24 protein-coding genes and 1 pseudogene are annotated in these 20,518 nt (G+C 71.9%); 16 read left to right on the top strand and 9 right to left on the bottom strand.

Annotated elements, in window-relative coordinates; translation table 11 throughout:
* The first annotated feature begins 1 nt into the window (after window position 1).
* Window positions 2-583 carry a histidine phosphatase family protein gene (locus EP26_RS17925; RefSeq protein ID WP_043340560.1) on the top strand — a complete coding sequence of 194 codons (582 nt, stop codon included), beginning with the start codon at window positions 2-4 and terminating at the stop codon, window positions 581-583.
* On the opposite strand, the gene EP26_RS17920 is transcribed toward EP26_RS17925, so the two are convergent.
* Window positions 555-3,161: a DUF2339 domain-containing protein gene (locus tag EP26_RS17920; RefSeq protein ID WP_043340558.1), complete on the bottom strand. Its 2,607-nt coding sequence runs from the start codon at window positions 3,159-3,161 to the stop codon at window positions 555-557. The genes EP26_RS17925 and EP26_RS17920 overlap by 29 nt on opposite strands.
* Window positions 3,162-3,381: 220 nt before the next feature.
* On the opposite strand from EP26_RS17920, the gene EP26_RS17915 reads away from it, so the two are divergent.
* The 5 genes from EP26_RS17915 (at window position 3,382) to EP26_RS38630 (ending at window position 6,462) form a co-directional block, all read left to right on the top strand.
* Entirely contained in the window at window positions 3,382-4,071 is a 690-nt protein-coding gene (locus EP26_RS17915) for a 50S ribosomal protein L25/general stress protein Ctc (protein WP_043340556.1), read from the top strand.
* A gap of 12 nt (window positions 4,072-4,083) precedes the next feature.
* Window positions 4,084-4,659 (top strand): aminoacyl-tRNA hydrolase, encoded by a 576-nt coding sequence (pth, locus tag EP26_RS17910; RefSeq protein WP_043340555.1) that lies wholly within the window; start codon window positions 4,084-4,086, stop codon window positions 4,657-4,659.
* Entirely contained in the window at window positions 4,659-5,114 is a 456-nt protein-coding gene (locus EP26_RS17905) for a hypothetical protein (protein ID WP_043340553.1), read from the top strand. The genes pth and EP26_RS17905 overlap by 1 nt, the downstream gene beginning before the upstream one ends.
* Before the next feature lie 12 nt (window positions 5,115-5,126).
* Window positions 5,127-6,221, top strand: coding sequence for a redox-regulated ATPase YchF (ychF, locus tag EP26_RS17900; protein ID WP_043340551.1), 1,095 nt, complete (start codon window positions 5,127-5,129; stop codon window positions 6,219-6,221).
* Between the two features lie 73 nt (window positions 6,222-6,294).
* Complete coding sequence (locus tag EP26_RS38630) at window positions 6,295-6,462, top strand: MgtC/SapB family protein (protein WP_084112638.1); 168 nt, start codon at window positions 6,295-6,297, stop codon at window positions 6,460-6,462.
* 159 nt (window positions 6,463-6,621) lie between these two features.
* Here the strand turns inward: EP26_RS38630 and EP26_RS17890 are convergent, their stop codons facing one another.
* Together EP26_RS17890 and EP26_RS17885 are read right to left on the bottom strand one after the other, a co-directional pair.
* The gene (locus EP26_RS17890; RefSeq protein ID WP_043340549.1) at window positions 6,622-7,062 is read right to left on the bottom strand and encodes a hypothetical protein; all 441 of its coding nucleotides are present in this window, start codon (window positions 7,060-7,062) and stop codon (window positions 6,622-6,624) included.
* Between the two features lie 38 nt (window positions 7,063-7,100).
* Entirely contained in the window at window positions 7,101-7,343 is a 243-nt protein-coding gene (locus EP26_RS17885; protein ID WP_245624440.1) for a DUF4169 family protein, read from the bottom strand.
* Between EP26_RS17885 and EP26_RS17880 the strand changes: the two are divergent.
* The 5 genes and pseudogenes from EP26_RS17880 to EP26_RS33280 all read left to right on the top strand — a co-directional run bounded on the left by EP26_RS17880 (window position 7,342) and on the right by EP26_RS33280 (window position 11,200).
* Window positions 7,342-8,006, top strand: a pseudogene (locus tag EP26_RS17880) (dienelactone hydrolase family protein). The gene EP26_RS17885 and the pseudogene EP26_RS17880 sit on opposite strands and share 2 nt — an antisense overlap.
* Before the next feature lie 91 nt (window positions 8,007-8,097).
* The gene (locus tag EP26_RS17875; protein ID WP_043340547.1) at window positions 8,098-9,090 is read left to right on the top strand and encodes a TRAP transporter substrate-binding protein; all 993 of its coding nucleotides are present in this window, start codon (window positions 8,098-8,100) and stop codon (window positions 9,088-9,090) included.
* A 52-nt stretch (window positions 9,091-9,142) separates the two neighbouring features.
* Window positions 9,143-9,652, top strand: coding sequence for a TRAP transporter small permease (locus EP26_RS17870; protein WP_052389332.1), 510 nt, complete (start codon window positions 9,143-9,145; stop codon window positions 9,650-9,652).
* On the top strand, window positions 9,652-10,971 hold the full coding sequence (locus EP26_RS17865) for a TRAP transporter large permease (RefSeq protein WP_043340545.1): 1,320 nt from the start codon (window positions 9,652-9,654) through the stop codon (window positions 10,969-10,971). Before EP26_RS17870 ends, EP26_RS17865 begins: the two co-directional genes overlap by 1 nt.
* Window positions 10,972-11,044: 73 nt before the next feature.
* Window positions 11,045-11,200 (top strand): DUF3309 domain-containing protein, encoded by a 156-nt coding sequence (locus EP26_RS33280; protein ID WP_043340543.1) that lies wholly within the window; start codon window positions 11,045-11,047, stop codon window positions 11,198-11,200.
* Between the two features lie 42 nt (window positions 11,201-11,242).
* Here the strand turns inward: EP26_RS33280 and EP26_RS17855 are convergent, their stop codons facing one another.
* The 3 genes from EP26_RS17855 to EP26_RS17845 are packed head-to-tail and all read right to left on the bottom strand — an operon-like array spanning window position 11,243 to window position 12,986.
* Window positions 11,243-12,166 carry a 3-hydroxyacyl-CoA dehydrogenase NAD-binding domain-containing protein gene (locus tag EP26_RS17855; protein WP_043340539.1) on the bottom strand — a complete coding sequence of 308 codons (924 nt, stop codon included), beginning with the start codon at window positions 12,164-12,166 and terminating at the stop codon, window positions 11,243-11,245.
* A 4-nt stretch (window positions 12,167-12,170) separates the two neighbouring features.
* Window positions 12,171-12,548, bottom strand: a complete 378-nt coding sequence (locus tag EP26_RS17850) for a rhodanese-like domain-containing protein (RefSeq protein ID WP_043340537.1) — start codon at window positions 12,546-12,548, stop codon at window positions 12,171-12,173.
* Window positions 12,549-12,578: 30 nt separating this feature from the next.
* Window positions 12,579-12,986 (bottom strand): MAPEG family protein, encoded by a 408-nt coding sequence (locus tag EP26_RS17845; RefSeq protein ID WP_043340536.1) that lies wholly within the window; start codon window positions 12,984-12,986, stop codon window positions 12,579-12,581.
* 65 nt (window positions 12,987-13,051) lie between these two features.
* Here EP26_RS17845 and hemW point away from each other — a divergent pair, with 65 nt between their 5' ends.
* Window positions 13,052-14,203 carry a radical SAM family heme chaperone HemW gene (gene hemW / locus EP26_RS17840; protein ID WP_043340606.1) on the top strand — a complete coding sequence of 384 codons (1,152 nt, stop codon included), beginning with the start codon at window positions 13,052-13,054 and terminating at the stop codon, window positions 14,201-14,203.
* On the opposite strand, the gene EP26_RS17835 is transcribed toward hemW, so the two are convergent.
* Window positions 14,200-15,060 (bottom strand): hypothetical protein, encoded by an 861-nt coding sequence (locus tag EP26_RS17835; protein ID WP_052389331.1) that lies wholly within the window; start codon window positions 15,058-15,060, stop codon window positions 14,200-14,202. The two genes, hemW and EP26_RS17835, sit on opposite strands and share 4 nt — an antisense overlap.
* A complete protein-coding gene (gene rsmI, locus EP26_RS17830) occupies window positions 15,047-15,949 on the bottom strand; it encodes a 16S rRNA (cytidine(1402)-2'-O)-methyltransferase (RefSeq protein ID WP_052389330.1) in 903 nt (300 codons plus the stop codon). Before rsmI ends, EP26_RS17835 begins: the two co-directional genes overlap by 14 nt.
* Here rsmI and EP26_RS17825 point away from each other — a divergent pair.
* The 4 genes from EP26_RS17825 (at window position 15,934) to EP26_RS17810 (ending at window position 19,846) form a co-directional block, all read left to right on the top strand.
* On the top strand, window positions 15,934-17,076 hold the full coding sequence (locus tag EP26_RS17825) for a penicillin-binding protein activator (protein ID WP_084112634.1): 1,143 nt from the start codon (window positions 15,934-15,936) through the stop codon (window positions 17,074-17,076). The genes rsmI and EP26_RS17825 overlap by 16 nt on opposite strands.
* A gap of 6 nt (window positions 17,077-17,082) precedes the next feature.
* A complete protein-coding gene (locus EP26_RS17820) occupies window positions 17,083-18,486 on the top strand; it encodes an ATP-binding protein (protein ID WP_043340534.1) in 1,404 nt (467 codons plus the stop codon).
* 132 nt (window positions 18,487-18,618) lie between these two features.
* The gene (locus EP26_RS17815; protein WP_043340533.1) at window positions 18,619-19,338 is read left to right on the top strand and encodes a Crp/Fnr family transcriptional regulator; all 720 of its coding nucleotides are present in this window, start codon (window positions 18,619-18,621) and stop codon (window positions 19,336-19,338) included.
* A 79-nt stretch (window positions 19,339-19,417) separates the two neighbouring features.
* Window positions 19,418-19,846, top strand: a complete 429-nt coding sequence (locus EP26_RS17810; RefSeq protein WP_052389328.1) for a response regulator — start codon at window positions 19,418-19,420, stop codon at window positions 19,844-19,846.
* 155 nt (window positions 19,847-20,001) lie between these two features.
* Here the strand turns inward: EP26_RS17810 and EP26_RS17805 are convergent, their stop codons facing one another.
* Window positions 20,002-20,517 carry an SRPBCC family protein gene (locus EP26_RS17805; RefSeq protein WP_043340532.1) on the bottom strand — a complete coding sequence of 172 codons (516 nt, stop codon included), beginning with the start codon at window positions 20,515-20,517 and terminating at the stop codon, window positions 20,002-20,004.
* Window position 20,518: the final 1 nt, after the last annotated feature.

The following is a 20,518-nucleotide window of genomic DNA, read 5'->3' as shown; positions in this document are numbered from 1 at the left end:
CATGGGGGAGAGCCTCAACCGCATCCCCTTCTGGTTCCTGCGCCATGGCGAGACGGACTGGAACGCCCAGGGGCTCTCCCAGGGCCGCACCGACATCCCGCTGAACGGCGTCGGCTTGGCCCAGGCCCGGCGCGCCGCGAAGACGCTGGCGGGGATCGGCGGCATCGCCACCGTCGTCGCATCGCCCCTGGTCCGCGCGAAGGTGACGGCGGAGATCGCCGCCGAGGCGCTTGGCCTGCCGGTCGAGTTCGACGAGGGGTTGCAGGAGGTCAATTTCGGCGAGCAGGAAGGCCAGCCGATGGGGGACTGGTACGACGACTGGATCGCCGGCCACTACACCCCGGATCGCGCCGAGCCCTTCGACGCGCTGCTGGCCCGCGCCGTCGCCGCCATCAACCGGGCGACGGCAAGGCCAGGGCCGGTGCTGGTCGTCGCCCATGGCGCCCTGTTCCGCGCGCTGCGCGTCGCCTTCGGCCATGAGCCGAATGTGCGGACGCCGAACGCGCTGCCCATCCGCTGCGAACCGCCCGCTGATGGCGGCAGCATGTGGGCCGTCACCCCGGCGGAGCTGGCGTCGGAGTGACGACGAAGCGCCGGTAGACCGCCCCCAGCGCGATCAGCGCCAGGCCGAGCCCGAGGAAGCTGAGCACCCGCCAGAGCCCCTCGAGCTCGGCCATGTCGATGAAGAAGGCCTTGAGGATGGTCAGCCCGATCACCCCGAGCGCCGCCAGCCGCAGCGACGCCACCCCTAGCCGGATGCCCAGCGCCAGCAGTGCCGCGCCGAAGCCGAGCCAGGCGGTGCTGTAGGCATAAAGCTCGGAGCCATCGACATCGCCGAGCCAGAGCGGCATCGCCGCGGGATGGAAGCGGTGCCGCACCTCCAGCGTCACCCAGGCGAAGCCCGCCACCAGGGCGTAGAGCGCCAGCAGCCGCGCGATCCATCGCGGCATCAAGCCCCGCACCGCCAACCCGGCCAGCGCCGCCGGCACCAGGTAGGCAAGCGCCAACTCGTTGAAGACGGGCACGGGCAGCAGGTCGCCCCAGTTGTCGATGGCCGGATTGTCCAGCACCAGCCCGGTGCCGAACCCCACGACGGCAAGGAAAAGCAGCCGCCACCCCCAGCCGAGCACTGGCCGCCCGCCGAGCCGCCGATCCAGCCAGCGCGTGAGGCTCGCCAGCAGCGCCAGCGCGCTGAGTTGCAGTCCTGCCTCGGCGAGACTCCACTCCGCGCCTCCGGCCCAGTCCCCGCCGGTCATCCCATGGCGGATTTCGAGAAGCACCAGCACGGTGACGAAGGCGAGCGCCCCCGCCTCCAAGACGCCCACCAGCGCATCGTCCCGCCGCCGGCGGAACATCGCCGCCGCCAGGGCGAAGCAGGCGGCCGGCACGCCATAGGCCGGCAACAGCCCGTTCAGCACCGGCGTCGCCCCCACCGCGTAGTCGACGACATTCCAGTTGAGCAGCAGCCGCACCAGCACGAGGCCGGCCACCACCAGCGCCACCCGCCGCAGCGGGGCGAGCTTGCTCCGGCCCTCGACCCAGGCGAGCGGAGGCAGGAAAAGTGCAACCGCGAGCGTCAGCCATTGGTCGGAGAGCACCATGGCCGCGCCAAGCGCCAGCGCCGCCATCGCCCCCGCCGCATGGGCGCCCACGCGCTGCACCGCACCCTCGCGCGCCGCCAGCCCGGCGAGCCCCGTCGAGGCCGCCGCCAGGGCGAGCGCCGCCAGCGCCCAGCGCCCGTCCAGCGCGAAGCCCCGCACCCGCGCATAGGCGACCAGCAGCACCAGCACCGGCACGGCCGCCGGCAGCGCCGCCCAGGCAACGGGACGCACGCCGCGCCGCTCGCGCCAAGCGCCCATCAGCCCATGCATCGCGGCCAGCGCCGCCGCCGCGCCAAGGAAGGGCAGCAGCGCCTCCGGCGGCCAGGGACGGACCGGCAGCAGCGCCTGCACCACCCCATCGATGGTCACCGCCTCCTCCGGCATCAGCCAGTCGGGGATGGTCCAGCCGAGCAGCATCAGCAGCCCCGCAAGGGCGGCGAGGAAGGGCAGGGGCATCAGCCGCCCCTCCCGCGCCGCCGCCAGCCCAACCACGGAGAACACCAGCACTCCGACCGCCGGCCCGAGCCCAGTCGCCCCCGGCACCAGCACCAGCCCCGCCGCCGCCAGCAGCGCGAAGGGCAGCAGCGCCAGCCGTCGGCCGGCACCGCTGTCCAGCGCCGCCCCCGGCAGCAGCCCGACATGCAGCGCCGCCGCCACGGGCGCGAAGAGGGCAGGGGCCCAGACCGCGCCTGTATTGCCGGCGATCATCCCGCCGACCACCACCCAGGCCGCCGAGGCGCCGGCCGCGCACCAGCCAAGCCAGGCCGCGCCCACCTGCCGCAGCACGGCGAGCGCCGCCCCCGTCACCGCCAGCAGATAAATGAAGAGCCCCGGCAGCGACGGATCCTGCGTTCCCACCAGGGCCGGCGTCCCATAGGCGCCGGCGATGCCGATCGCCGCCACCACCGGCCCGAAGAGCAGCGCCAGCGCGATCCCCCCCAGCGCCACCGCCGCCAGCAGCCCGAAGCCGAGGAGCGGCGGCAGCAGCCCGTACATCGGCCCGGCCGCATAGGCGGCGCCGAACAGGATGGCGAGCCCGCCCGCCGCCAGCGCCGCCGGCGCCTGGTCCGGCCAAGGGATGCCGGGCCGCTCGTCCGCCGGCCGCCGCCTCAGCCAGGCCGCGCCGCCGATCAGCGCCAGGCCAAGCAGCCCGGCCAGCACGCAGCGCGGCCCCGGCCCGAGCCATCCCTCCTCCACGGCAGTCCGCACCAGGAAGACGCCCGCCAGCAGCAGCGCCCCAGCGCCGAGCCAGACGCCCCAGCGAAGGGTCAGCAGCTCCTCGATGCCCGGCCGCGCCGGCTTCGGATCCGGTGCTACGGCCGGCTCCGGCTCTGGCGCGGGTGGCGCCTCCTCCACCGGCTGCGGTGCCGGCTCTTCCACAGGCCGGTCCCAGGGCGAGGGCGGCCGCGGCGCCGGCGCGGCGAGCGGCGCCCCGGTCCGCACCGCCTCCTCCAGCGCCGTCACCCGCCGCTGCAATGCGCTTGCCTTGCGATACGCGGCGATGCCCAGCGCCCAGCCCAGGAAGAAGCCGAGCACCAGCAGAATCAGGAAGCCTTCCATTCCGGAACGCTCCCTGCGCGCACCGGTCAGGTCAAGCCACGGGCTGTTGCGGTCCCAGGCCGATCTTCACGATGCAGCGGCACCACCCGCCGCTGTTGCGCCCGGCTCCCCGATCCGCTAAGGCCCCCTCCGTCGCGGGCACCCCTGGAGGCCCGCGCGCTCGGCGTTGGGCGATCCTCGTCCCGCCGGGTCCATATCCTGAGCATACGGAGCAGCGACCATGGTCCAAACCATCCGGATCGAGGCCGAGGCGCGTGAGCAGGCCGGTAAGGGGGCGGCGCGCGCAACTCGGAAAGGGGGACTTGTCCCCGCAGTCATCTACGGCGCGAAGCAGGAGGCGACGCTGATCGCCCTCGACCCACGCGACGTGATGAAGGAATTGCACAAGGGCGGCTGGCAGAGCCACCTGTACGAGGTCGCCGTGAAGGGCGGCGGGACGGAGCGCACGCTGATGCGCGACATCCAGTTCCACCCGGTCACCGACCGGCCGCTGCATGTCGACTTCCAGCGCCTCGCCGCGGGCCAGCGCATCCGCGTCCGCGTGCCGGTCAGCTTCCTCAACGAGGACACCTGCCCGGGCATCAAGGCCGGCGGCGTGCTGAACCTCGTCCGCCGCGACATCGAGGTGCTGGCCGATCCGGACGCCGTGCCGGAGGCCTTCCAGATCGACCTGGCCGAGGCCGGCATCGGTGACAGCCTGCGCTGGTCCGCGGTGAAGGACAGCTTCGGCACCCAGGCCGTGCTCGACCGCGACTTCGTGGTGGCGACCATCGCCGCCCCGACCGTGGTGGAGGAGGTGATCGCCCCGGCCGCCGCCCCCGCCACCGAGACGGCGCCGAAGGGCAAGGCTGCCAAGGGTGGCGCCGCTGCCGCCCCGGCCGCCGCCAAGGCGCCCGCGAAAAAGAAGTAAGGGCCAAAGGCGATGCTGCTCTGGGTCGGCCTGGGCAATCCCGAGCCCTCCCAGGCGCGGCATCGCCACAATATCGGCTTCATGGCGCTGGACGCGATCGCCCGGCGCCATGGCTTCTCCCCCTGGCGCAGCCGCTACAAAGGCCTGGTCGCCGAGGGCAGCATCGCCGGCGTGAAGGTCCTCGCCCTCAAGCCGCAGACCTACATGAACGGCTCCGGCGAGTCGGTGCAGCCCGCCGCCGCCTTCCACAAGATCGTGCCCGGCGACATCTGGGCCTTCCATGACGAACTCGACCTCGCCCCCGGCAAGGTCCGGGTAAAGCGCGGCGGGGGTGCCGCCGGCCATAACGGGTTGCGCGACATGCAGCGCGCACTCGGCACGCCGGATTTCTGGCGCGTGCGCCTCGGCATCGGCCATCCTGGCCACAAGGACCGCGTCACCGGCCATGTGCTCGGCAATTTCGCCAAGGTCGATACCTGGCTCGAGCCGCTGCTCGACGCCGTGGCCGACATCGCCCCCCTGCTCGCCACCGGCAAGCCGGAGGAGGCGATGACCCGCATCGCCCTGCTGACCCAGGAGACGCGCTGATGCAGCCCGAGGACGAAGCCGAATTCGCTGCCCAGATGATGGGCGGCCCCGGCCCTGAGGATTTCGCCAACGGCGCCGCCGCGCTGGCCGCCGCCCTGGTGCGCGAGGCCGGCGCCCTGGCTCAGGCCGCCGCCTCCCTCCGCAGCGCCGTCGCGGTGACGCCCGGCGACCCGATGGGCGGACCGCTCTCCGATATCCGCCGCCAGCGCCTCGCCATGGCCGCCGCCGGCGAGGCCGCGCTGAAGGCCGCGCTCCTGCTGGAGGCCGCCGACCTCATCGCCCCCGGCGGCAACGCGGCCGAGCCGATCATTGCCGCCCGCCGCGCCGGCGCATCTCCCGCGCTGCTGGTGCCGCCCATCCGCGCCGCAGCCCTTTCGCTCGCCACCGATGACGGCGCCGCCCGCATCGCCGCCGCCACCATCGCCGAGGCGCTGGCCCAAGCCCTCGTCGCCTAGGAGTACCACCCCATGGGTTTCAACTGCGGCATCGTCGGCCTGCCCAATGTCGGCAAGTCCACGCTCTTCAACGCCCTGACCGAGACCGCCGCCGCCCAGGCCGCGAACTACCCCTTCTGCACCATCGAGCCGAATGTCGGCCGCGTCGGCGTGCCCGACCCGCGCCTCCAGGCCCTGGCGAAGATCGGCAAGAGCCAGAAGATCGTTCCGACTACGCTTGAATTCGTGGACATCGCCGGCCTGGTCCGCGGCGCCTCCAAGGGCGAGGGCCTCGGCAACCAGTTCCTCGCCAATATCCGCGAGGTGGATGCCATCGTCCACGTCCTTCGCTGCTTCGAGGATGGCGACGTCACCCATGTCGAGGGCAGCGTCGATCCGGTGCGCGACGCCGAGACGGTCGAGACCGAGCTGATGCTCGCCGACCTCGACGGCCTCGAGAAGCGCCAGATCGGCCTGCAGAAGCGCGCCCGCAACGGCGACAAGGAGGCGACGCAGCAGCTCTCGCTGATCGACCCCATCGTGAAGGCCCTGCAGGACGGCAAGCCGGCCCGCACCGCCGTTCCCAAGGGGGAAGAGGAAGCGGCGAAGCGGCTCCAGCTGCTGACGACCAAGCCGGTTCTCTATGTCTGCAACGTGGAGGAAGCCTCGGCCGCCTCCGGCAACGCCCATTCGGAGCGGGTCTTCGCCATGGCCCGCGCGCAGGGGGCCAGCGCGGTGATCGTCTCGGCGGCCATCGAGGCCGAGATCAGCCAGATGGCGCAGGAGGATCGCGGCGACTTCCTCGAGAGCCTCGGCCTGCACGAGGGCGGCCTCGACCGCGTCATCCGCGCCGGCTACGCGCTGCTCGGCCTGCTGACCTACTTCACCGTCGGCCCGAAGGAGACGCGGGCCTGGACCATCACGCGCGGGATGAAGGCTCCCCAGGCCGCCGGCGTCATCCATGGCGATTTCGAGCGCGGCTTCATCGCCTGCGAGACCATCGCCTATGACGACTACGTTGCCCTGGGCGGCGAGCAGGGCGCCAAGGAAGCCGGCAAGATGCGGGTCGAGGGTAAGGAATACGTAGTGAAGGACGGCGACGTCCTGCTCTTCCGCTTCAACGTGTAGCGTCGCGGCGGATGCTTCCCGCCGCTTTCCCTGCGAACGCTCTCGCCGTCCTCATCGCCTCGGCCTCGGCGCGCTGATCGGGGCGGAGCGCGAGTGGCGGCGCCATCCGGGCGGCCTCCGCTCCTGCGCCATCGTCGCCGCGGCCGCCTGCGTCTTTGCCCGCATCGCGGTCGAGCACGCCGGTGTCATCCTGCACCATGGGATGACGGTGAGCGGCCTCTCCACCGCCACCACCTTCTGAGCGGTCGCCGCCATCGGCACCGCGGCCGGGCTCGGCGACTACGGCATGGCGCTCGGCCTCACCACGCTGGTCTGCTTCGCCCATGTGCTGCTGCGCCGGGCCTCCTCCTGGATCGAGCACCGCGCCCCGCCGGTGGAGGACGGGCCGAAATAATCGCGCTCAGCTTCGCTTCACCATCCGCACTGCATAAGCGCAGAGCCCGTTGCGGTACTCGCCCTGGAACACCCCATCGGCGAAGAGCCCCGTGGTGGCGATGGTCCGGTCCAGCGAATCCACCATGCGGATCGAGCCGTCGGCGCTGACGAAGCCGCTCTGGCTCTGGCGAATCTGCGGGTTGAGTACGAAGACCGCCTGCCCCTGCGTCACGGTCATCTCGCGATCGCCCGAGGGCGCCCGTGGGCATTCCCGCGTCCGGTCCGGCTGGAGGGTGATGGTGCCGATCCAGCGCCCATCGAAACTCGTCACCTTCGGCGCCGGCGGCGCGGGCCGCGCGGGGGCGGTGGCGTTGCGCGCGGTGACCGAACTCGCTTCCGGCAAAGCGGTCTCGTTGGCGCAGGCGGCCAGCAGCAGCAGGCAGGTGGCGGAAAGGGTGTGGCGCATGCATATCCTCGGGTGATGGCGTTGCGCGAGGAAAACCCTCAACCCTCGTCCTGGCAAGCCTCCGGCCCCCGTCGCACGCCGTCGAGCAGCGCCTGCCGCCGCGCCTCTGCCCGCCGGTCGTTAGCCTTCTCCGCCGCTGTCCGCCCGTGCTTCACGCGATTCGCCGCCGCCTCGGCCGAGGCCCGTTCGCGCGCCTGCCGCTTCTTCGCCTGCTTCAGGTTGACGATCTCGCCCATGCGCCCAGCATAGGCCACGCAATCAGAAGGGGAGGGGTCATCCATGCCGACCATCGAACTCACCGCCGCCGACGGCCATGAACTGCCGCCTACTCCGCCGGCCCCACGGATGCGCCGCGCGCCCTGGTCGTCGTCCAGGAGATCTTCGGCGTGAACCGCCACATGCGCCGGGTCTGCGACGATTTCGCGAAGGAGGGCTACGCCGTCATCTGCCCCGCCCTGTTCGACCGCACCGAGCGCGGCGTCGAGCTCGGCTACGAAGCCGCCGATGTCGCTCGCGGCCGCGACCTGCGCGGCACCATCGATGCCGGCAAGACGCTGCTCGACGTGCTGGCCGCAGCTGCCGCCCTGCCGCGCGCCGCGAAGCGGGGCATCGTCGGCTATTGCTGGGGCGGCACCGTCGCCTGGCATGGCGCGACGCGCAGCAGCGCCTTTGCCGCCAGCGTGGGCTGGTATGGCGGCGGCATCGCCGCAGCGAAGGCGGAGCAGCCGAACTGCCCCGTCCAGCTGCATTTCGGCGAGACCGACGCCTCCATCCCGCTCGCGGATGTGGAGGCCATCCGCGCCGCCCAGCCCAGCGTCGAAATCTTCGTCTACGAGGGCGCCGGCCACGGCTTCGGCTGCGAGGAGCGAGGCAGCTACGTCCCAACCGATGCGGCGAAGGCCCAGGAGCGGACGCTGGCCTTCTTCGCCAAACACCTCGATTAGGACAGTCGGGGGCTGTTCCCACTCCGGATGATTTGCGGCTAACCTCCCGTCCAGAGTCCGGCGTCAGGCCGGCCGTCCAAGGGAGAGAAGAATGCACCGCAGGTCCTTGTTCGGCGCGGCCCTCGCCGCGCCCGCCCTCCTCGCCATCCCAGTCCGCGCCCAGGGCACCATTACTCTGAACGGCGCCTCCCAGTTCGGCGACGAGCACCCCTATACCAAGGCGCTCGTCCGCTTCGAGGAGTTGGTGAAGCAGTACTACGGCAAGCCGATCAACTTCGTGCTGCACAAGAACTCGTCGCTCGGCCTCGAGAAGCAGTATTTCGAGTACATGGCGCAGGGCCGGGCGGTGGACTACGCCATCGTCTCGCCCGCCCACATGTCGACCTTCTCCAAGGCCGCGCCCTTCGTCGATGCGCCCTTCCTGTTCCGCGACGTCGCCCATTGGAACGCGGTGCTCGACCAGGACATGTTCAAGCCGGTGGCCGACGAGGTCGAGAAGCGCGCCCGTGTGGCGATGATTGGCTATGGCGGCGGCGGCGTGCGCAACATCTTCTTCAACAAGCGCGTGACCAACCTCGCCGGGCTGAAGGGCCTCAAGGTCCGCGTGCAGGGCGCGCCGATCTGGTCGCGCACCTTCTCGGCCATCGGCATGTCGCCGACCGTCATTGCCTATAACGAGATCTACAACGCCATCCAGAACAACGTCATCGACGGCGGCGAGAACGAGGCGGCAGGCGTCGAGCAGATGCGGTTCTACGAGGTGGCGCCCCAGCTCTCCATGACGCAGCACGCCATCACCATCCGCCCGCTCTGCATCTCGACGCAGGTGATGGGCCGGCTGCCCAACGACCTCCAGGCCGCCATCCGTCGCGCGGGCAAGGAGGCCAGCGCCTTCCACCGCACCGCGGAGGCCGGCGCCGACAGCCAAATCCTCGAGACCCTCGAGAAGGCCGGCCGCCTGCACCGCGTCGAGTTCACCGACCGCGCCGAGATGAAGCGCCTGGTGGACCCGGTGATGGCCACCTATGCGCGGGAGATCGAGGCCGAGGGCATCCTCAACCGCATCAACGCCCTCACGGCCTGACGACGGGCCGCGGCGCCGGGCCCGCCCCCGGCGCCGCCAGCAAGGACTCCCCATGCCGACCACATCCCCCGGCGCGCCGGCGCTGCTGCGCCGCGTCAACGGCGCGCTCGCCAGCCTCATCGCCTTCCTGCTGATCCTGAGCGTTGCCATCCTCGTCATTCCGGTGACCTTGCAGATCCTCTCACGCTACACGCCCCTCATCCCCGCCTATATCTGGACGGAGGAGCTGGCGCGCTTCTGCCTGGTCTATGCGGTGATGCTCGGCGCCATGCTGGCCGTTCGCGAGGGCACGCATTTCGTCGTCGACGTCTTCCCCCGCCTCTCACCCGTCGGCGAGGCGAGGGTCGAGCTGGTTGCCGGCAGCTTCGTCCTGCTCTTCGCCTTCGTCTTCCTCTGGTGGGGGTGGGAGTTCACGGAGTTCGCCATCTACCGCATCAGCGAACTGGCGGAGCTGCCGCTCTGGATCATCCATGCCGCCTGGCCCATCGCCGGCGCCGTCTGGATGCTCTTCGAGGCGGAGCGGATGCTGAACGCGCTCGCCGTGCTGCGGGGGCACGCGTGATGGGCGGCAATGTCCTCGACGCCGGCAGCGCGGCCGCGATCCTCTTCGGCATCTTCTTCACGCTGCTCGTGCTGCGCGTGCCCGTCGCCGTCTCGCTCGGCCTCGCCTGCCTGCCGATCCTGCTGATCGAGCCGCGGCTCTCGCCCATGATGCTCGCCCAGGAGACCTTCAACGCCTACAACTCCTTCATCCTGCTGGCCGTCCCCTTCTTCCTGCTGACCGCCAACCTGATGAACATCGGCGGCATCACCGACCGGCTGATGACGCTCTCCCGCACCCTCGTCGGGCATTTTCCCGGCGGGCTCGCCCAGATCAACGTCGTGCTCTCCTTCTTCTTCGCCGGCATCTCGGGCAGCAGCACGGCGGATGCCGCGTCGCAGTCCAAGATCTTCATCGAGGCGCAGCGGAAGGAGGGCTACGACGACAGCTTCTCGGTCGCCATCACCGCCGTCTCCGCGGTGCTCGCCGTCATCATCCCGCCCTCCATCCTGATGATCGTCTGGGGCGGCGTGCTGACCGTCTCGATCGGTGCGCTCTTCCTCGCCGGCGTCATCCCCGGGGCGCTGATCGCCATCGTGCAGATGGGCACCGTTCATGCCTATGCGAAGGCGCGCGGCTACCCGACCTACCCACGCGCGGGGCTCGGCCAGATCGGCCGCGCCTTCCTCGTCTCCATCCCGGCCCTGCTGACGCCGCTCATCATCATCGGTGGCAAGATCTTCGGCTGGTTCACCGCGACGGAGAGCGCCTGCATCGCCGTGCTCTACGCCGGCATCCTCTCGCTGCTGGTCTACCGCGAGATGGACTGGAAAGGCCTCGTCAACGCGCTCGGTGACACGGGGCGGCTGGCCGGCATCACCCTTTTCTGCGTCGGCACCGCCTCCGCCTTCGGCTGGCTGCTCGCCTTCTACCAGATCCCGGAATACCTGCTCTCCGGCGTCAAGGCCTGGGAGATGGGGCGGATCGGCACCGGCTTCTTCATCGCCGCCGTCTTCCTTGTGGTCGGCTGCTTCCTCGACGCCATCCCGGCCATCATCATCGTCGGCGCCATCCTCCAGCCGCTGACCCAGGCCGTCGGCATGGACCCGGTGCATTTCGCCATGATCGGCATCGTCTCCCTGGCCTTCGGCCTGGTGACGCCGCCTTACGGGCTATGCCTGATGATCGCCTGTTCGGTCGCCGGCCTGCGCGTCGGGGATGCGCTGAAGGATACGATGATCATGCTGATGCCGATGTTCGCGGTGCTTGCGCTCATCATCGTCTTCCCCTCGATCGTGCTGGTGCTGCCGAACCTCGTCTCGCCGGAATTCCTGCGTTGACGTGATCGAACCCGCCACCATGTAACAACGTTTGTTCTCCGCAACCGGCGCCGCGCCGGACGGAGGGCAAGCGATGAACTCGACGATCCTGCTGATCATCCTGATCGTGGTGCTGCTGGGCGTGCTGCCGACCTGGCCCTACAGCTCGGGCTGGGGCTACTACCCGAGCGGCATCCTCGGCATCATCGTGGTTGTGCTGCTCGTCATGGCGCTGACTGGCCGCTTGTGACCGATCCCCGCGAGGCCGCGCCACGGCCTCGCGGGTTCCGCCTCAGCCGGCCTTCGCGCCGAGCAGCCGCACCAGCGCGGCATCCCGCTCCGCCGCCAGCGCCAGGATCGGCCTGCCGCCGGTCGTCTCGCCGACGCCCTCGATCAGCGCCCGCTGCAATTCCGGCGTCAGCGTCGGGTTGCCGAGGCTCTCCCACCAGCCCGTCACCGCCGGCATCAGGTGGTGCATGAAGTGCTCGTAGCCGCCCTCGCCGCCCGCCAGGTGGAAAGTGGCATGCGGCCCCATCAGTGCCCAGCGCAGCCCGGGCCCGTGGCTGATGGCGGCATCCACATCAGCGACGCTGGCGACGCCTTCCGCCACCATATGCACCGCCTCGCGCCACAGCGCCGCCTGCAGGCGGTTCGCCAGATGGCCCGGCACCTCCTTATTCAGCACGATCGGATGCTTGCCGATGCCGCGGTAGAACTCGACCGCCGCCTGCACCGCTTCCGCACTCGCCGTGCTGCCGCCCACCACCTCGACCAGCGGGATGAGATGCGGCGGGTTGAAGGGATGGCCGATCACCACCCGCTCCGGATGGGTGCAGCCCTCCGACAGACGGCTGACCAGCAGGCCGGAGGAGGAGCAGAGGATCAGCGCATCCGCCGGCATCGCCGCGCTGATGGCACGGAGCAGGGGCTGCTTCACCTCGTAGCGCTCCGGCGCGCTCTCCTGCACCGCGTCGCAGCCGGTGACCGCCTTCACCGGGTCCGGCTCGAAGGACCAGCGGCCCGGATCGGCCCCCTCCACCGCGCCGAGCTGCTGAAGGATGGGCCAGGCCCCCTCCACCATGCGTCGGATCAGCTCCGGCGCGCCCGGCGAGGGGTCGCTCGCCACCACCTCCAGCCCGCGGCTGAGGAACCAGGCGGCCCAGCTCGCGCCGATCGTCCCGGCGCCGATGACCGCGATGCGGCGGATGGGCCGCATCGGCTCAGCCCTGCTCGACCGGGCCGCCGCCCTCGGTCCAGTCCTTGAACCCGCCGAGATTGCGGACATCGGCATAGCCGAGCTGCTTCATCACCTGCCCGGCCAGCGCCGCGCGCCCGCCCGAGGCGCAATAGGTGACGACCACGGGCTTGCCGAGCGCCGGGTCGCGCGCCGGGCTTTCCGGATCGACGCGGAACTCCAGCAGCCCCCGCGGGATGGCGAGCGCCCCCGGCACCTTCCCCGAGGCAGCGATCTCGGCCGGCTCGCGCAGGTCGATGAACACGGCTTCGCCCTTGGCATGCAGCGCCTGCGCCTCGGCGGCGCTGATCCGCGGCACCGCGGCATTGGCGGCGGCGACCATCTCCTTCACGGTCTTCGGCATCCTGCATCCCTCCCGGTTGGTAGGCGAAGGCTAACCCAGGACCGCGACCGCCGTAAGCGCCCGCAGGAGCACGGCGATGCTGGCCACGATCAGCACCGTGACCGTCAGCACCGCCCCGCCGCCCCGCGCCGCGCTCAAATCCGGCTCCCGGCTGATGCCGATGGCGTGCAACACCCGCGCCACGACCAGCGCCGCCCCCAGCAGGTGCAGCAGGAAGGAGGAGAGCCGCATCCCCTCGCCGAGCCCCATGAGGATCAGGATCAGCGGCACGAATTCGGCGAAATTCGCATGCGCCCGGACCGCGCGGTAGAGGCGCTTATCCTGGCCGGTGCCGAGCATCACCTTGCTGCCGAAGCGCCCGCGGACCACCAGGAGGGTCAGCACCGCATAGAGCAGGCCGAGCAGCGCGGCATAGAGAGCGGTCACCGGAAGCGCCATCGAACCGCTCCTTGCCTGGCTCTGCGTTCGACAAGCCGCCCGCGCATCGCCATATCGGGCCCATCATGGAACCCCTCGCCCTCTATATCCACTGGCCGTTCTGCCTGCGCAAATGTCCGTATTGCGACTTCAACAGCCATGTCCGCGAGGGGATCGACCAGGACGCCTGGCGCGAGGGGCTGCTGCGCGAGCTGCGGCACGAGGCGGCGCGGCTCGGACCCCGCCCGCTCGCCAGCATCTTCTTCGGCGGCGGCACGCCGAGCCTGATGCCGCCTGCGACCGTCGCCGCCCTCATCGAAGAGGCCCGCCGCCTCTTCCCGGCTCCCTCCGACCTCGAGGTGACGCTGGAGGCCAACCCCACCAGCGTCGAGGCCGCCCGGCTCGCCGAGATCCGCGCCGCCGGTGTCAACCGCCTCTCCCTCGGCATCCAGGCGCTCGACCCGGCGGCCTTGCGCTTCCTTGGCCGCGAGCACAGCGCCGCGGAGGCGGTGGCCGCGCTCGAGACCGGCCGCGCCATTTTCCCCCGCCTCAGCTTCGACCTGATCTATGCCCGCCCCGGCCAGCCCGAGGCTGCCTGGCGCGCCGAGCTGCGCCAGGCGCTAGCCCTCGCCGCCGATCACCTCTCGCTCTACCAGCTGACCATCGAGCCCGGCACGCGCTTCGCCACGGAATACGCCCGCGGCGCCTTCGCCCTGCCCGACCCGGATGAAGCCGCCCGCCTCTACTGGGCGACGGTGGAGGAGGCCGGCCGCTTCTCCCTCGCCCCCTACGAGATCTCCAACTACGCGCAGCCCGGCGCCGAGAGCCGCCACAACCTCGCCTACTGGCGCTATGGCGATTACCTGGGCATCGGCCCCGGCGCCCATCAGCGCCTGCTGCTGGGGGAACGGATGCTCGCCACGCGCCGCCACCGCGCGCCGGAGGAGTGGCTCGCCCGCGTCACCCGCCAGGGCCACGGCACGGCGGAGGAGGAGGAACTGCTCCCCGCCGACCGCGCCCGCGAGGCGCTGCTGATGGGCCTCCGCCTCGCCGAGGGCATCGACCCGGCCCGCATTGCGACCCGCAGCGGCCTGACGCTGGCCGAGGCGACCGACCCGGCGATGCTGCTGGCCTGCATCGAGGAGGGCTATCTCGAATGGACGGAGGCTGGCCGCCTCCGCGCCACCGATGAGGGCCGCATGCGCCTCGATGCGATGCTGCCGGTGCTGCTGCGCTAACCCTTGGCCCGCTTGCGCGGCTTTGGCGGTGCCGGCTCCCCCGGCACCGCCCGCGCCAGCCAGTCCAGCGCCCCCGGCGCCGCCCGCCAGCCCGCCGCCCCGGTCTCGCAATAGACCACCGCCTCGTCCGCATCGCCGGGGCTGTAGAATTCCGGCGAGTCCGCCGGCATCGGCACCCGGCCGAGCAGCAGCCCCGGCACATGCGGGTTGTTCTCCAGCGCCGCCGGCAGCGCCTCGGCCGCCTTCGCCTCGCCGCCCTGGCGGAAGGCCAGCAGCACCGCGCCGTAATGCCAAGCGGCGCTGTCATCCTCGTGATAGGCTTGGTGCAGCGCCGCCGCCTCGGCATCCGCCCCGGCCTCGATCAGCCAGTCGAGCAGGATGTAGCGCAGGCCCTGGTTGTCGTTCGGGTTCAGCGCGAGGCTGCCGCGCAGCGTGTCGATGGCCTCCGCCGCCATCCCCTGCCGCCGCAGCTCGATGGCGAGCCCCTGGCGCGCGCGCATGTAGGCCCGCGTCTCGATGACGGACCAGAACTCGCCGTGCCACTCCGCCATGCGCCAGGGACCGATGAACACCTCGCCCGCCGCCACCGCCTGGCGCCACAATTCCAGGGTGAAGGGCTGCCCCTCCGGCGCCTCGCTCGCAAGGATGCCCCAGGCATCGACGCAGAGCGGGCTGGCCTGCAGCGCCTTGGCGGCAAGGTCCAGGCGCTCCTTGCCGGTGACCTCCATAGCGTCGAAGGCGATGTCCTGGGCGCCGTTGACCTGATGGTCGATCTCGGTGGTGCTGTCCTCCAGCACCTGCATCACGCGGCGTTCCTGTGCCGTGACCGCCGCCTTGCCGCCCTTAGCCTTCGCCATCGCCGCCTCCCAGCTCCAGCGCCCGCCGATAGACCTGCTTCCGGGGCAGCCCGGTCGCCGCCGCCACCGCCGCCGCGGCGTCACGCAGGCTCATCCCCGCCGCCTGCGCATCGCGCAGCGCCCGGTCCAGCTCCGCCTCGCCGGCCGCCTCCTCCGCCGCCGGGCCGATCACGATCGCGATCTCGCCCCGCGCGGCCTCGGCGGCATAGTGGGCGGCGAGCGTGGCGAGGCTGCCGCGCCGGACCTCCTCGAAGCGCTTCGTCATCTCCCGCGCGACGGCGGCCGGCCGCGCCGCGCCGAGCCCCTCCGCCAGCGCCGCCAGCGTCTCCGCCAGCCGGTGCGGTGCCTCGTAGAACACGATGCTGGCCGAAAGCCCCGCCCGCTCCGCCGCCCGCAGCTGGGCGATCTCCGCCGCCCGCGGCCCTGATTTCGAGGGCAGGAAGCCATGGAAGAGGAAGGGATGCGGCGGCAGGCCGGAGAGCGTCAGCGCCATCACCGCCGCATTCGGCCCAGGCACGGCCCCCACCTTGAGCCCCGCCGCGATCGCCGCCCGAACCAGCCGGTAGCCGGGGTCGGAGACCAGCGGCGTCCCCGCATCGGAAACGAGGGCGATCCGCCCGCCCGCCCGCAGGCGGTCAAGCACGCGTGGGGTCTGGTCATCCTCGTTGTGCTCGTGCAAAGGGATCAGGGTCACCGAAACGCCATGCCGTGCCAGCATGGCGCCGGTTACCCTGGTATCCTCGCAAAGCACGGCATCGGCGCCGCGCAGCGTGGCCAGCGCGCGGGGCGAGAGATCGCCGAGATTGCCGATCGGCGTCGCCACCAGGGTCAGCCCCGGCAGCGGCCCATCGGGGGAAGGGTCAGGAGGTTCGTTTGCCGGTTCCGTCACGCCGCACCCCGCTTCGCCACCTGCTGCGGCTCGCCTTGCTCTTGCCTCTCGCCGCATGTGTCACGCAAGCCCCGCCGGCCTATGTCACCCCCGGCTACCCGGCCCAGGCCGCGCCGCTGCCGGAGATCCCGCGCACCCGCGTCGGCCTGCTGCTGCCGCTTTCGGGTTCCAACCGACCGCTCGGCCAGGCGATGCTGAACGCCGCCCAACTCGCCCTCTTTGACCAGAACGACCCGGGCGTCGAATTCCTCCCCCGCGACACCGCTAGCACCTCCTCCGGTGCCGCCCAGGCCGCGCAGTCGGCGCTGGGGGAGGGGGCGCGGGCGCTCGCCGGCCCGCTGACCCTGAATGAAACCGCCGCCGTCGCCGGCCAGGCCCGTGCCGCGGGCGCGCCGGTGATGGCCTTCACCAGCGATGCCGCCCAGGCCGGCAACGGCGTCTGGGTGCTCGGCACCACGCCGGCCGAGCAGGCCGAGCGCGTGGCCGCCGCCGCCGCCGAGGCCGGCGCGCGCCGCTTCGGCCTCATCGCGCCGGATGACGAGTTCGGCCGCCGCCTCGCCGCCGCGCTGCGCAGCCGCCTGCCCGCGCTCGGCCTGCCGGCGCCTATCATCGTGCTGCAGGCCCGGCTCGGCGACAGCGCCGCCGCCGCCCGCGACCTCGTCGCCCAGGCCGGGCCGGAAGGGGTCGATGCCGTGCTGCTCGGGCTCGGCGGCGAACGGGCCCGCGCCGCCGCCCAGACCCTCTCGACCGCGCTGCCGGCGAAGCCCCGCCTGCTCGGCACCGTGCTCTGGGCGCAGGACCCGGTGGTGGCGCAGGAACCCGCCCTCACCGGCGCCTGGTTCCCCGGCGCCGACCCGGCGACACGGGCCGGCTTCGACCAGCGCTACCAGTCCGCCTTCGGCGAGCGCCCGCCGCGCCTTGCCGGCGTCGCCTATGACGCGGCCGCGCTCGCCAGCCGCGCCGCCCGCGTCGGCACGGCCCCGGTCGGCGAGGCGATGCTCGGCGCCGACGGGCCGGTGCGCCTCGCGCCGGACGGGCTGGCCCAGCATGGCCTCGCCATTTTCGCGGTCGATCCCTCGGGCGAGCCTCGCCTCGTCCAGCCGGCGCCCATCCCTGGCGCCAGCTAGGCTCCGATGCCCGCCCGCCCGCCGACCGGCCGGATCCTCGCCGCCGCCGGGCTGATCGGCGCCGTCCCGGCCCTGACCCTGCTGCTGCTGCTCGCCGAGGGCGAGCTGTCCCTCGGCCCCGGCCTGCTCGCCCTTCTCGCCTGCGCCCTCGGCGCGCTCGCCGTCGCCCAGCTCTGGATCGGCAACCTCGCCCGCTTGGCCGAGGCGCTGCGCCGCGCCGCCGCGGCCGATGGGCACCTCGTCCCACCCGACGGCACGCCGCTGCTGCCGGCGGTCGGCGAGATCGCCGAGGGCGTGGCGCGCCTCGCCCGCACGCTGGCCGACCAGGGCGAGCTGGTCGGACGCCTGCGCCGCGCCGACGAGGCGATCGTCGAGCGGCTGCCCGACCCGCTGCTCGTCCTCTCGCCTGAGCGCCGGCCGCTGCGCGCCAATGCCGCGGCGCGGGCCCTGTTCGGCGCCGCCGACAGCGGCCCGCCGCGCGACGGCGACGTCGCCGCGCTGCTGCGCCACCCCATGCTGGCCGAGGCGGTGGACCGGGCGCTGGCCGAAGGGCGGCCGCACACCGCCGATATCGCGCTGCCGGTGCGGGTGACGCGGGAGATCGCCGCCCAGGTCATCCCGATGGACCCGCCTCTCGCCGATGGCGGGCGCATCGTCATCCTCCTCTCCGACCGCTCGCGCGAGCGCGCGGTGGAGCGGATGCGCGCCGACTTCGTCGCCAATGCCAGCCACGAGCTGCGCACGCCGCTCGCCAGCCTGATCGGCTTCATCGAGACGCTGCGCGGCCCGGCGGAGGACGACCCGGCGGCCCGCCAGCGCTTCCTCGGCATCATGGCCGAGCAGTCGGAGCGGATGCGCCGGCTGATCGACGACCTGCTCGGCCTCTCGCGCATCGAGCTGACCGAGCACCAGCCGCCGACGGGGCAGGCCGACCTCGCCGCCATCGCCCGCGCCGAGGCGGATGCGCTGGAGCCGCTCTTCCGTGCCCGGAAGGCCAGCCTCGCGGCCGAGCTGGAGCCGGGCGCGCTCGCCGCGCCGGCGGATGCCGAGCAGCTCGCCCAGGTGCTGCGCAACCTGCTGGAGAACGCCATCCGCCATGGCCGCGAGGGCGGCGCCGTGCGCCTCGCGGTCGCGCGCTGCCAGGGCGGGCCGCGGCTGCCGAGCCGGCCCGGCGTGCTGCTCTCCGTCCATGACGACGGGCCGGGCATTTCGCCCGAGCACATCCCGCGCCTCACCGAGCGCTTCTACCGCGTCGACCGCGGGCGCTCGCGCAGCGCCGGCGGCACGGGGCTTGGGCTCGCCATCGTCAAGCACATCGTCAACCGGCATCGCGGCCAGCTGCTGATCGAAAGCGAGCCGGGCAGCGGCGCTTGCTTCAAGGTCTGGCTGCCGGCAGGCCCCGCCGCCTGATCCATGCGGGCGCGTTGAAACCGTACCGACACGATGGAACGCGGCCTCTAATGACTCGCTCTCCCGCGCCGTAACGCCGCGCGGGCGGCTGGGAGATTCGCGCTCTCGCCTGAACCTGGCGAGGATCGACCATTGAGCGAATCGGTGCTTCCTCATCCATCCAATCGAATCCTCGCTGCTCTTCCGCCCGCCGACCTGCAACGACTCTGGCCCAGCCTGAAGCCCATCGAACTGCCCTTCCGCCAGAGCGTGCAGAAGCCGGGCGTCCCCATCGCGGCCGTGCACTTCATCGAATCCGGCTTCGTCTCCATGGTCGTCATGCTGCAGGACGGCAACGGCGCCGAGGTCGGCCTGGTCGGCCCGGAGGGAATGCTTGGGCTGCCGCTGCTCTACGGCACGGACCGCGCGGATATCGAGGGCATCGTGCAGCACACCGGCATCGCCTTGCAGCTCGATGCCGACTCCTTCGCCGAGGCGCTGGAGTGGAGCCCGGTGCTCCGCCGCGAGCTGCTGCTCTACGCCATGGCGCATCTCCAGCAGGTGGCACGCACCGCCGCCTGCAACGGCCGCCACCATACCGAGCAGCGCCTCGCCCGTTGGCTGCTGATGGCGCATGACCGCGCCGATGGCGACCGCTTCGCCATCACCCACGAGCTGCTCTCGATGATGCTCGGCGTGCGCCGCGCCGGCGTGACGGTGGCGGCGGGCAGCCTGCAGCGCGCCGGCCTGATCCGCTACGAGCGCGGCCAGCTCGAGATCACCAGCCGCCACGGCCTCGAGGCTGCCTCCTGCGAATGCTACGCGGCGGTCCTTCAGGAAGCGCAACGGCTGGCCGGACACAGCGGCCGCTGATACCGTCAGGTATCCTTACGTACAGACGGGTTTTGCCGTCCGGCGCTAACCCGGCTTTGGTCAACCCTGGAGATGCACGATGGCCGTGACGCTTCCGGAAGACGCTGCCGCAAGCCTTGGCTCGCTCCGCCTCCTCGTCGTCGAGGACGAGGCGCTCGTCGCCATGCTGGTCGAGGATGAGCTGACTGAGGCCGGCGCCACCGTGCTCGGCACCGCCGCCACGGTCGAGGATGCGCTCCACCGGATCGAGGCCGCCTGCGCCGATGGCGGGCTGGATGGCTGCCTGCTCGACATGAATCTCGGCGGCCGGAGCGCCCTGCCGGTGGCGGACCGGCTGGCGCAGCGGGGCGTGCCCTTCGTCTTCATGACCGGCTATGGCGACGATCTCGGCCAGGGCGGCCATGCCGGCGTGCCGACCGTGCGAAAGCCCTTCGACCCGGAGCATCTGGTGCATGTGCTGCGCCGAGCCGCGCTGCGGCGGGCGGATGGTCCGGTGAACGGACCCTAAAGCGGGTGGCGGCCAAACTATTGATAAAACGGGTTTTGTGGCCCGGATTTAGGACTTAAGGGTTTTAAGTGGCGGGCTCGGGATGCAGGCCGCAGGAAAGGCCTGGGCGGATATTCCTATAATGGACTACCCGCGCCGAGGCAAGCGGAAGCGGCTCAGATATCGGGGTTGAGGGTCGCGCTGCTGCCGAAGGGGCGGCTGTCGGGCAGGTCGTCGGCGCTGCGCGGGGCATCCGGGGCCGGGTCGCCGCTGCCTTCGCAGGCCGCCTTGATGGCGCCGAGCGTCCGCTCCATCGCCTTCCGCATCGCATGGTCGACGGCGCCGGATTCCTGCTCCATCCGTTCGGCGACCTGCGGCTCGGGCACGATGCTGAGGCGGATGGAGACCTCCGCCCCGCCTTCCGTCTCGGTCACCATCATCTCGCCGCCATAGTCCTTGAGCCGGTCGGAGCCCCAGTGCATTCGCCGGGCCTCCGGCTCGACCTTGATCCAGCCCTCGTCGCGGTACTGGTGGCCATGCGCCTCGCCTTCCATGGCGATGCGGCCGGGACCCTGCTGCTCGACGCGCCGCACGGTCTGGAGGTAGCGCGGCATGGCGGTCGGGTCGGAGAGGAAGGCGAAGACCTCCGATGCCGGACGGTCGATCCTGATCCTGCCAGTGAACTCGCCCATG

This window comes from Belnapia moabensis DSM 16746 (assembly GCF_000745835.1).
GTDB classification, from domain to species: domain Bacteria; phylum Pseudomonadota; class Alphaproteobacteria; order Acetobacterales; family Acetobacteraceae; genus Belnapia; species Belnapia moabensis.
The sequence above is the reverse complement of the archived record's forward strand: the minus strand, read 5'-3'. Positions and strand labels throughout refer to the sequence as shown.

What these genes read in the sequence shown, in the direction of transcription:
- EP26_RS17870 (WP_052389332.1), top strand. Translation starts at nt 9,143, where the DNA reads ATGCCGACCACATCCCCCGGCGCGCCGGCGCTGCTGCGCCGCGTCAAC.
- EP26_RS17875 (WP_043340547.1), top strand. Translation starts at nt 8,098, where the DNA reads ATGCACCGCAGGTCCTTGTTCGGCGCGGCCCTCGCCGCGCCCGCCCTC.
- EP26_RS17810 (WP_052389328.1), top strand. Translation starts at nt 19,418, where the DNA reads ATGGCCGTGACGCTTCCGGAAGACGCTGCCGCAAGCCTTGGCTCGCTC.
- EP26_RS17905 (WP_043340553.1), top strand. Translation starts at nt 4,659, where the DNA reads ATGCAGCCCGAGGACGAAGCCGAATTCGCTGCCCAGATGATGGGCGGC.
- pth (WP_043340555.1), top strand. Translation starts at nt 4,084, where the DNA reads ATGCTGCTCTGGGTCGGCCTGGGCAATCCCGAGCCCTCCCAGGCGCGG.
- hemW (WP_043340606.1), top strand. Translation starts at nt 13,052, where the DNA reads ATGGAACCCCTCGCCCTCTATATCCACTGGCCGTTCTGCCTGCGCAAA.
- EP26_RS17835 (WP_052389331.1), bottom strand. Translation starts at nt 15,060, where the DNA reads ATGGCGAAGGCTAAGGGCGGCAAGGCGGCGGTCACGGCACAGGAACGC.
- EP26_RS17845 (WP_043340536.1), bottom strand. Translation starts at nt 12,986, where the DNA reads ATGGCGCTTCCGGTGACCGCTCTCTATGCCGCGCTGCTCGGCCTGCTC.
- EP26_RS17855 (WP_043340539.1), bottom strand. Translation starts at nt 12,166, where the DNA reads ATGCGGCCCATCCGCCGCATCGCGGTCATCGGCGCCGGGACGATCGGC.
- EP26_RS17925 (WP_043340560.1), top strand. Translation starts at nt 2, where the DNA reads ATGGGGGAGAGCCTCAACCGCATCCCCTTCTGGTTCCTGCGCCATGGC.
- EP26_RS17820 (WP_043340534.1), top strand. Translation starts at nt 17,083, where the DNA reads ATGCCCGCCCGCCCGCCGACCGGCCGGATCCTCGCCGCCGCCGGGCTG.
- EP26_RS17885 (WP_245624440.1), bottom strand. Translation starts at nt 7,343, where the DNA reads ATGGATGACCCCTCCCCTTCTGATTGCGTGGCCTATGCTGGGCGCATG.
- EP26_RS33280 (WP_043340543.1), top strand. Translation starts at nt 11,045, where the DNA reads ATGAACTCGACGATCCTGCTGATCATCCTGATCGTGGTGCTGCTGGGC.
- EP26_RS17850 (WP_043340537.1), bottom strand. Translation starts at nt 12,548, where the DNA reads ATGCCGAAGACCGTGAAGGAGATGGTCGCCGCCGCCAATGCCGCGGTG.
- ychF (WP_043340551.1), top strand. Translation starts at nt 5,127, where the DNA reads ATGGGTTTCAACTGCGGCATCGTCGGCCTGCCCAATGTCGGCAAGTCC.
- EP26_RS17915 (WP_043340556.1), top strand. Translation starts at nt 3,382, where the DNA reads ATGGTCCAAACCATCCGGATCGAGGCCGAGGCGCGTGAGCAGGCCGGT.
- EP26_RS17890 (WP_043340549.1), bottom strand. Translation starts at nt 7,062, where the DNA reads ATGCGCCACACCCTTTCCGCCACCTGCCTGCTGCTGCTGGCCGCCTGC.
- EP26_RS17805 (WP_043340532.1), bottom strand. Translation starts at nt 20,517, where the DNA reads ATGGGCGAGTTCACTGGCAGGATCAGGATCGACCGTCCGGCATCGGAG.
- EP26_RS17920 (WP_043340558.1), bottom strand. Translation starts at nt 3,161, where the DNA reads ATGGAAGGCTTCCTGATTCTGCTGGTGCTCGGCTTCTTCCTGGGCTGG.
- EP26_RS17865 (WP_043340545.1), top strand. Translation starts at nt 9,652, where the DNA reads ATGGGCGGCAATGTCCTCGACGCCGGCAGCGCGGCCGCGATCCTCTTC.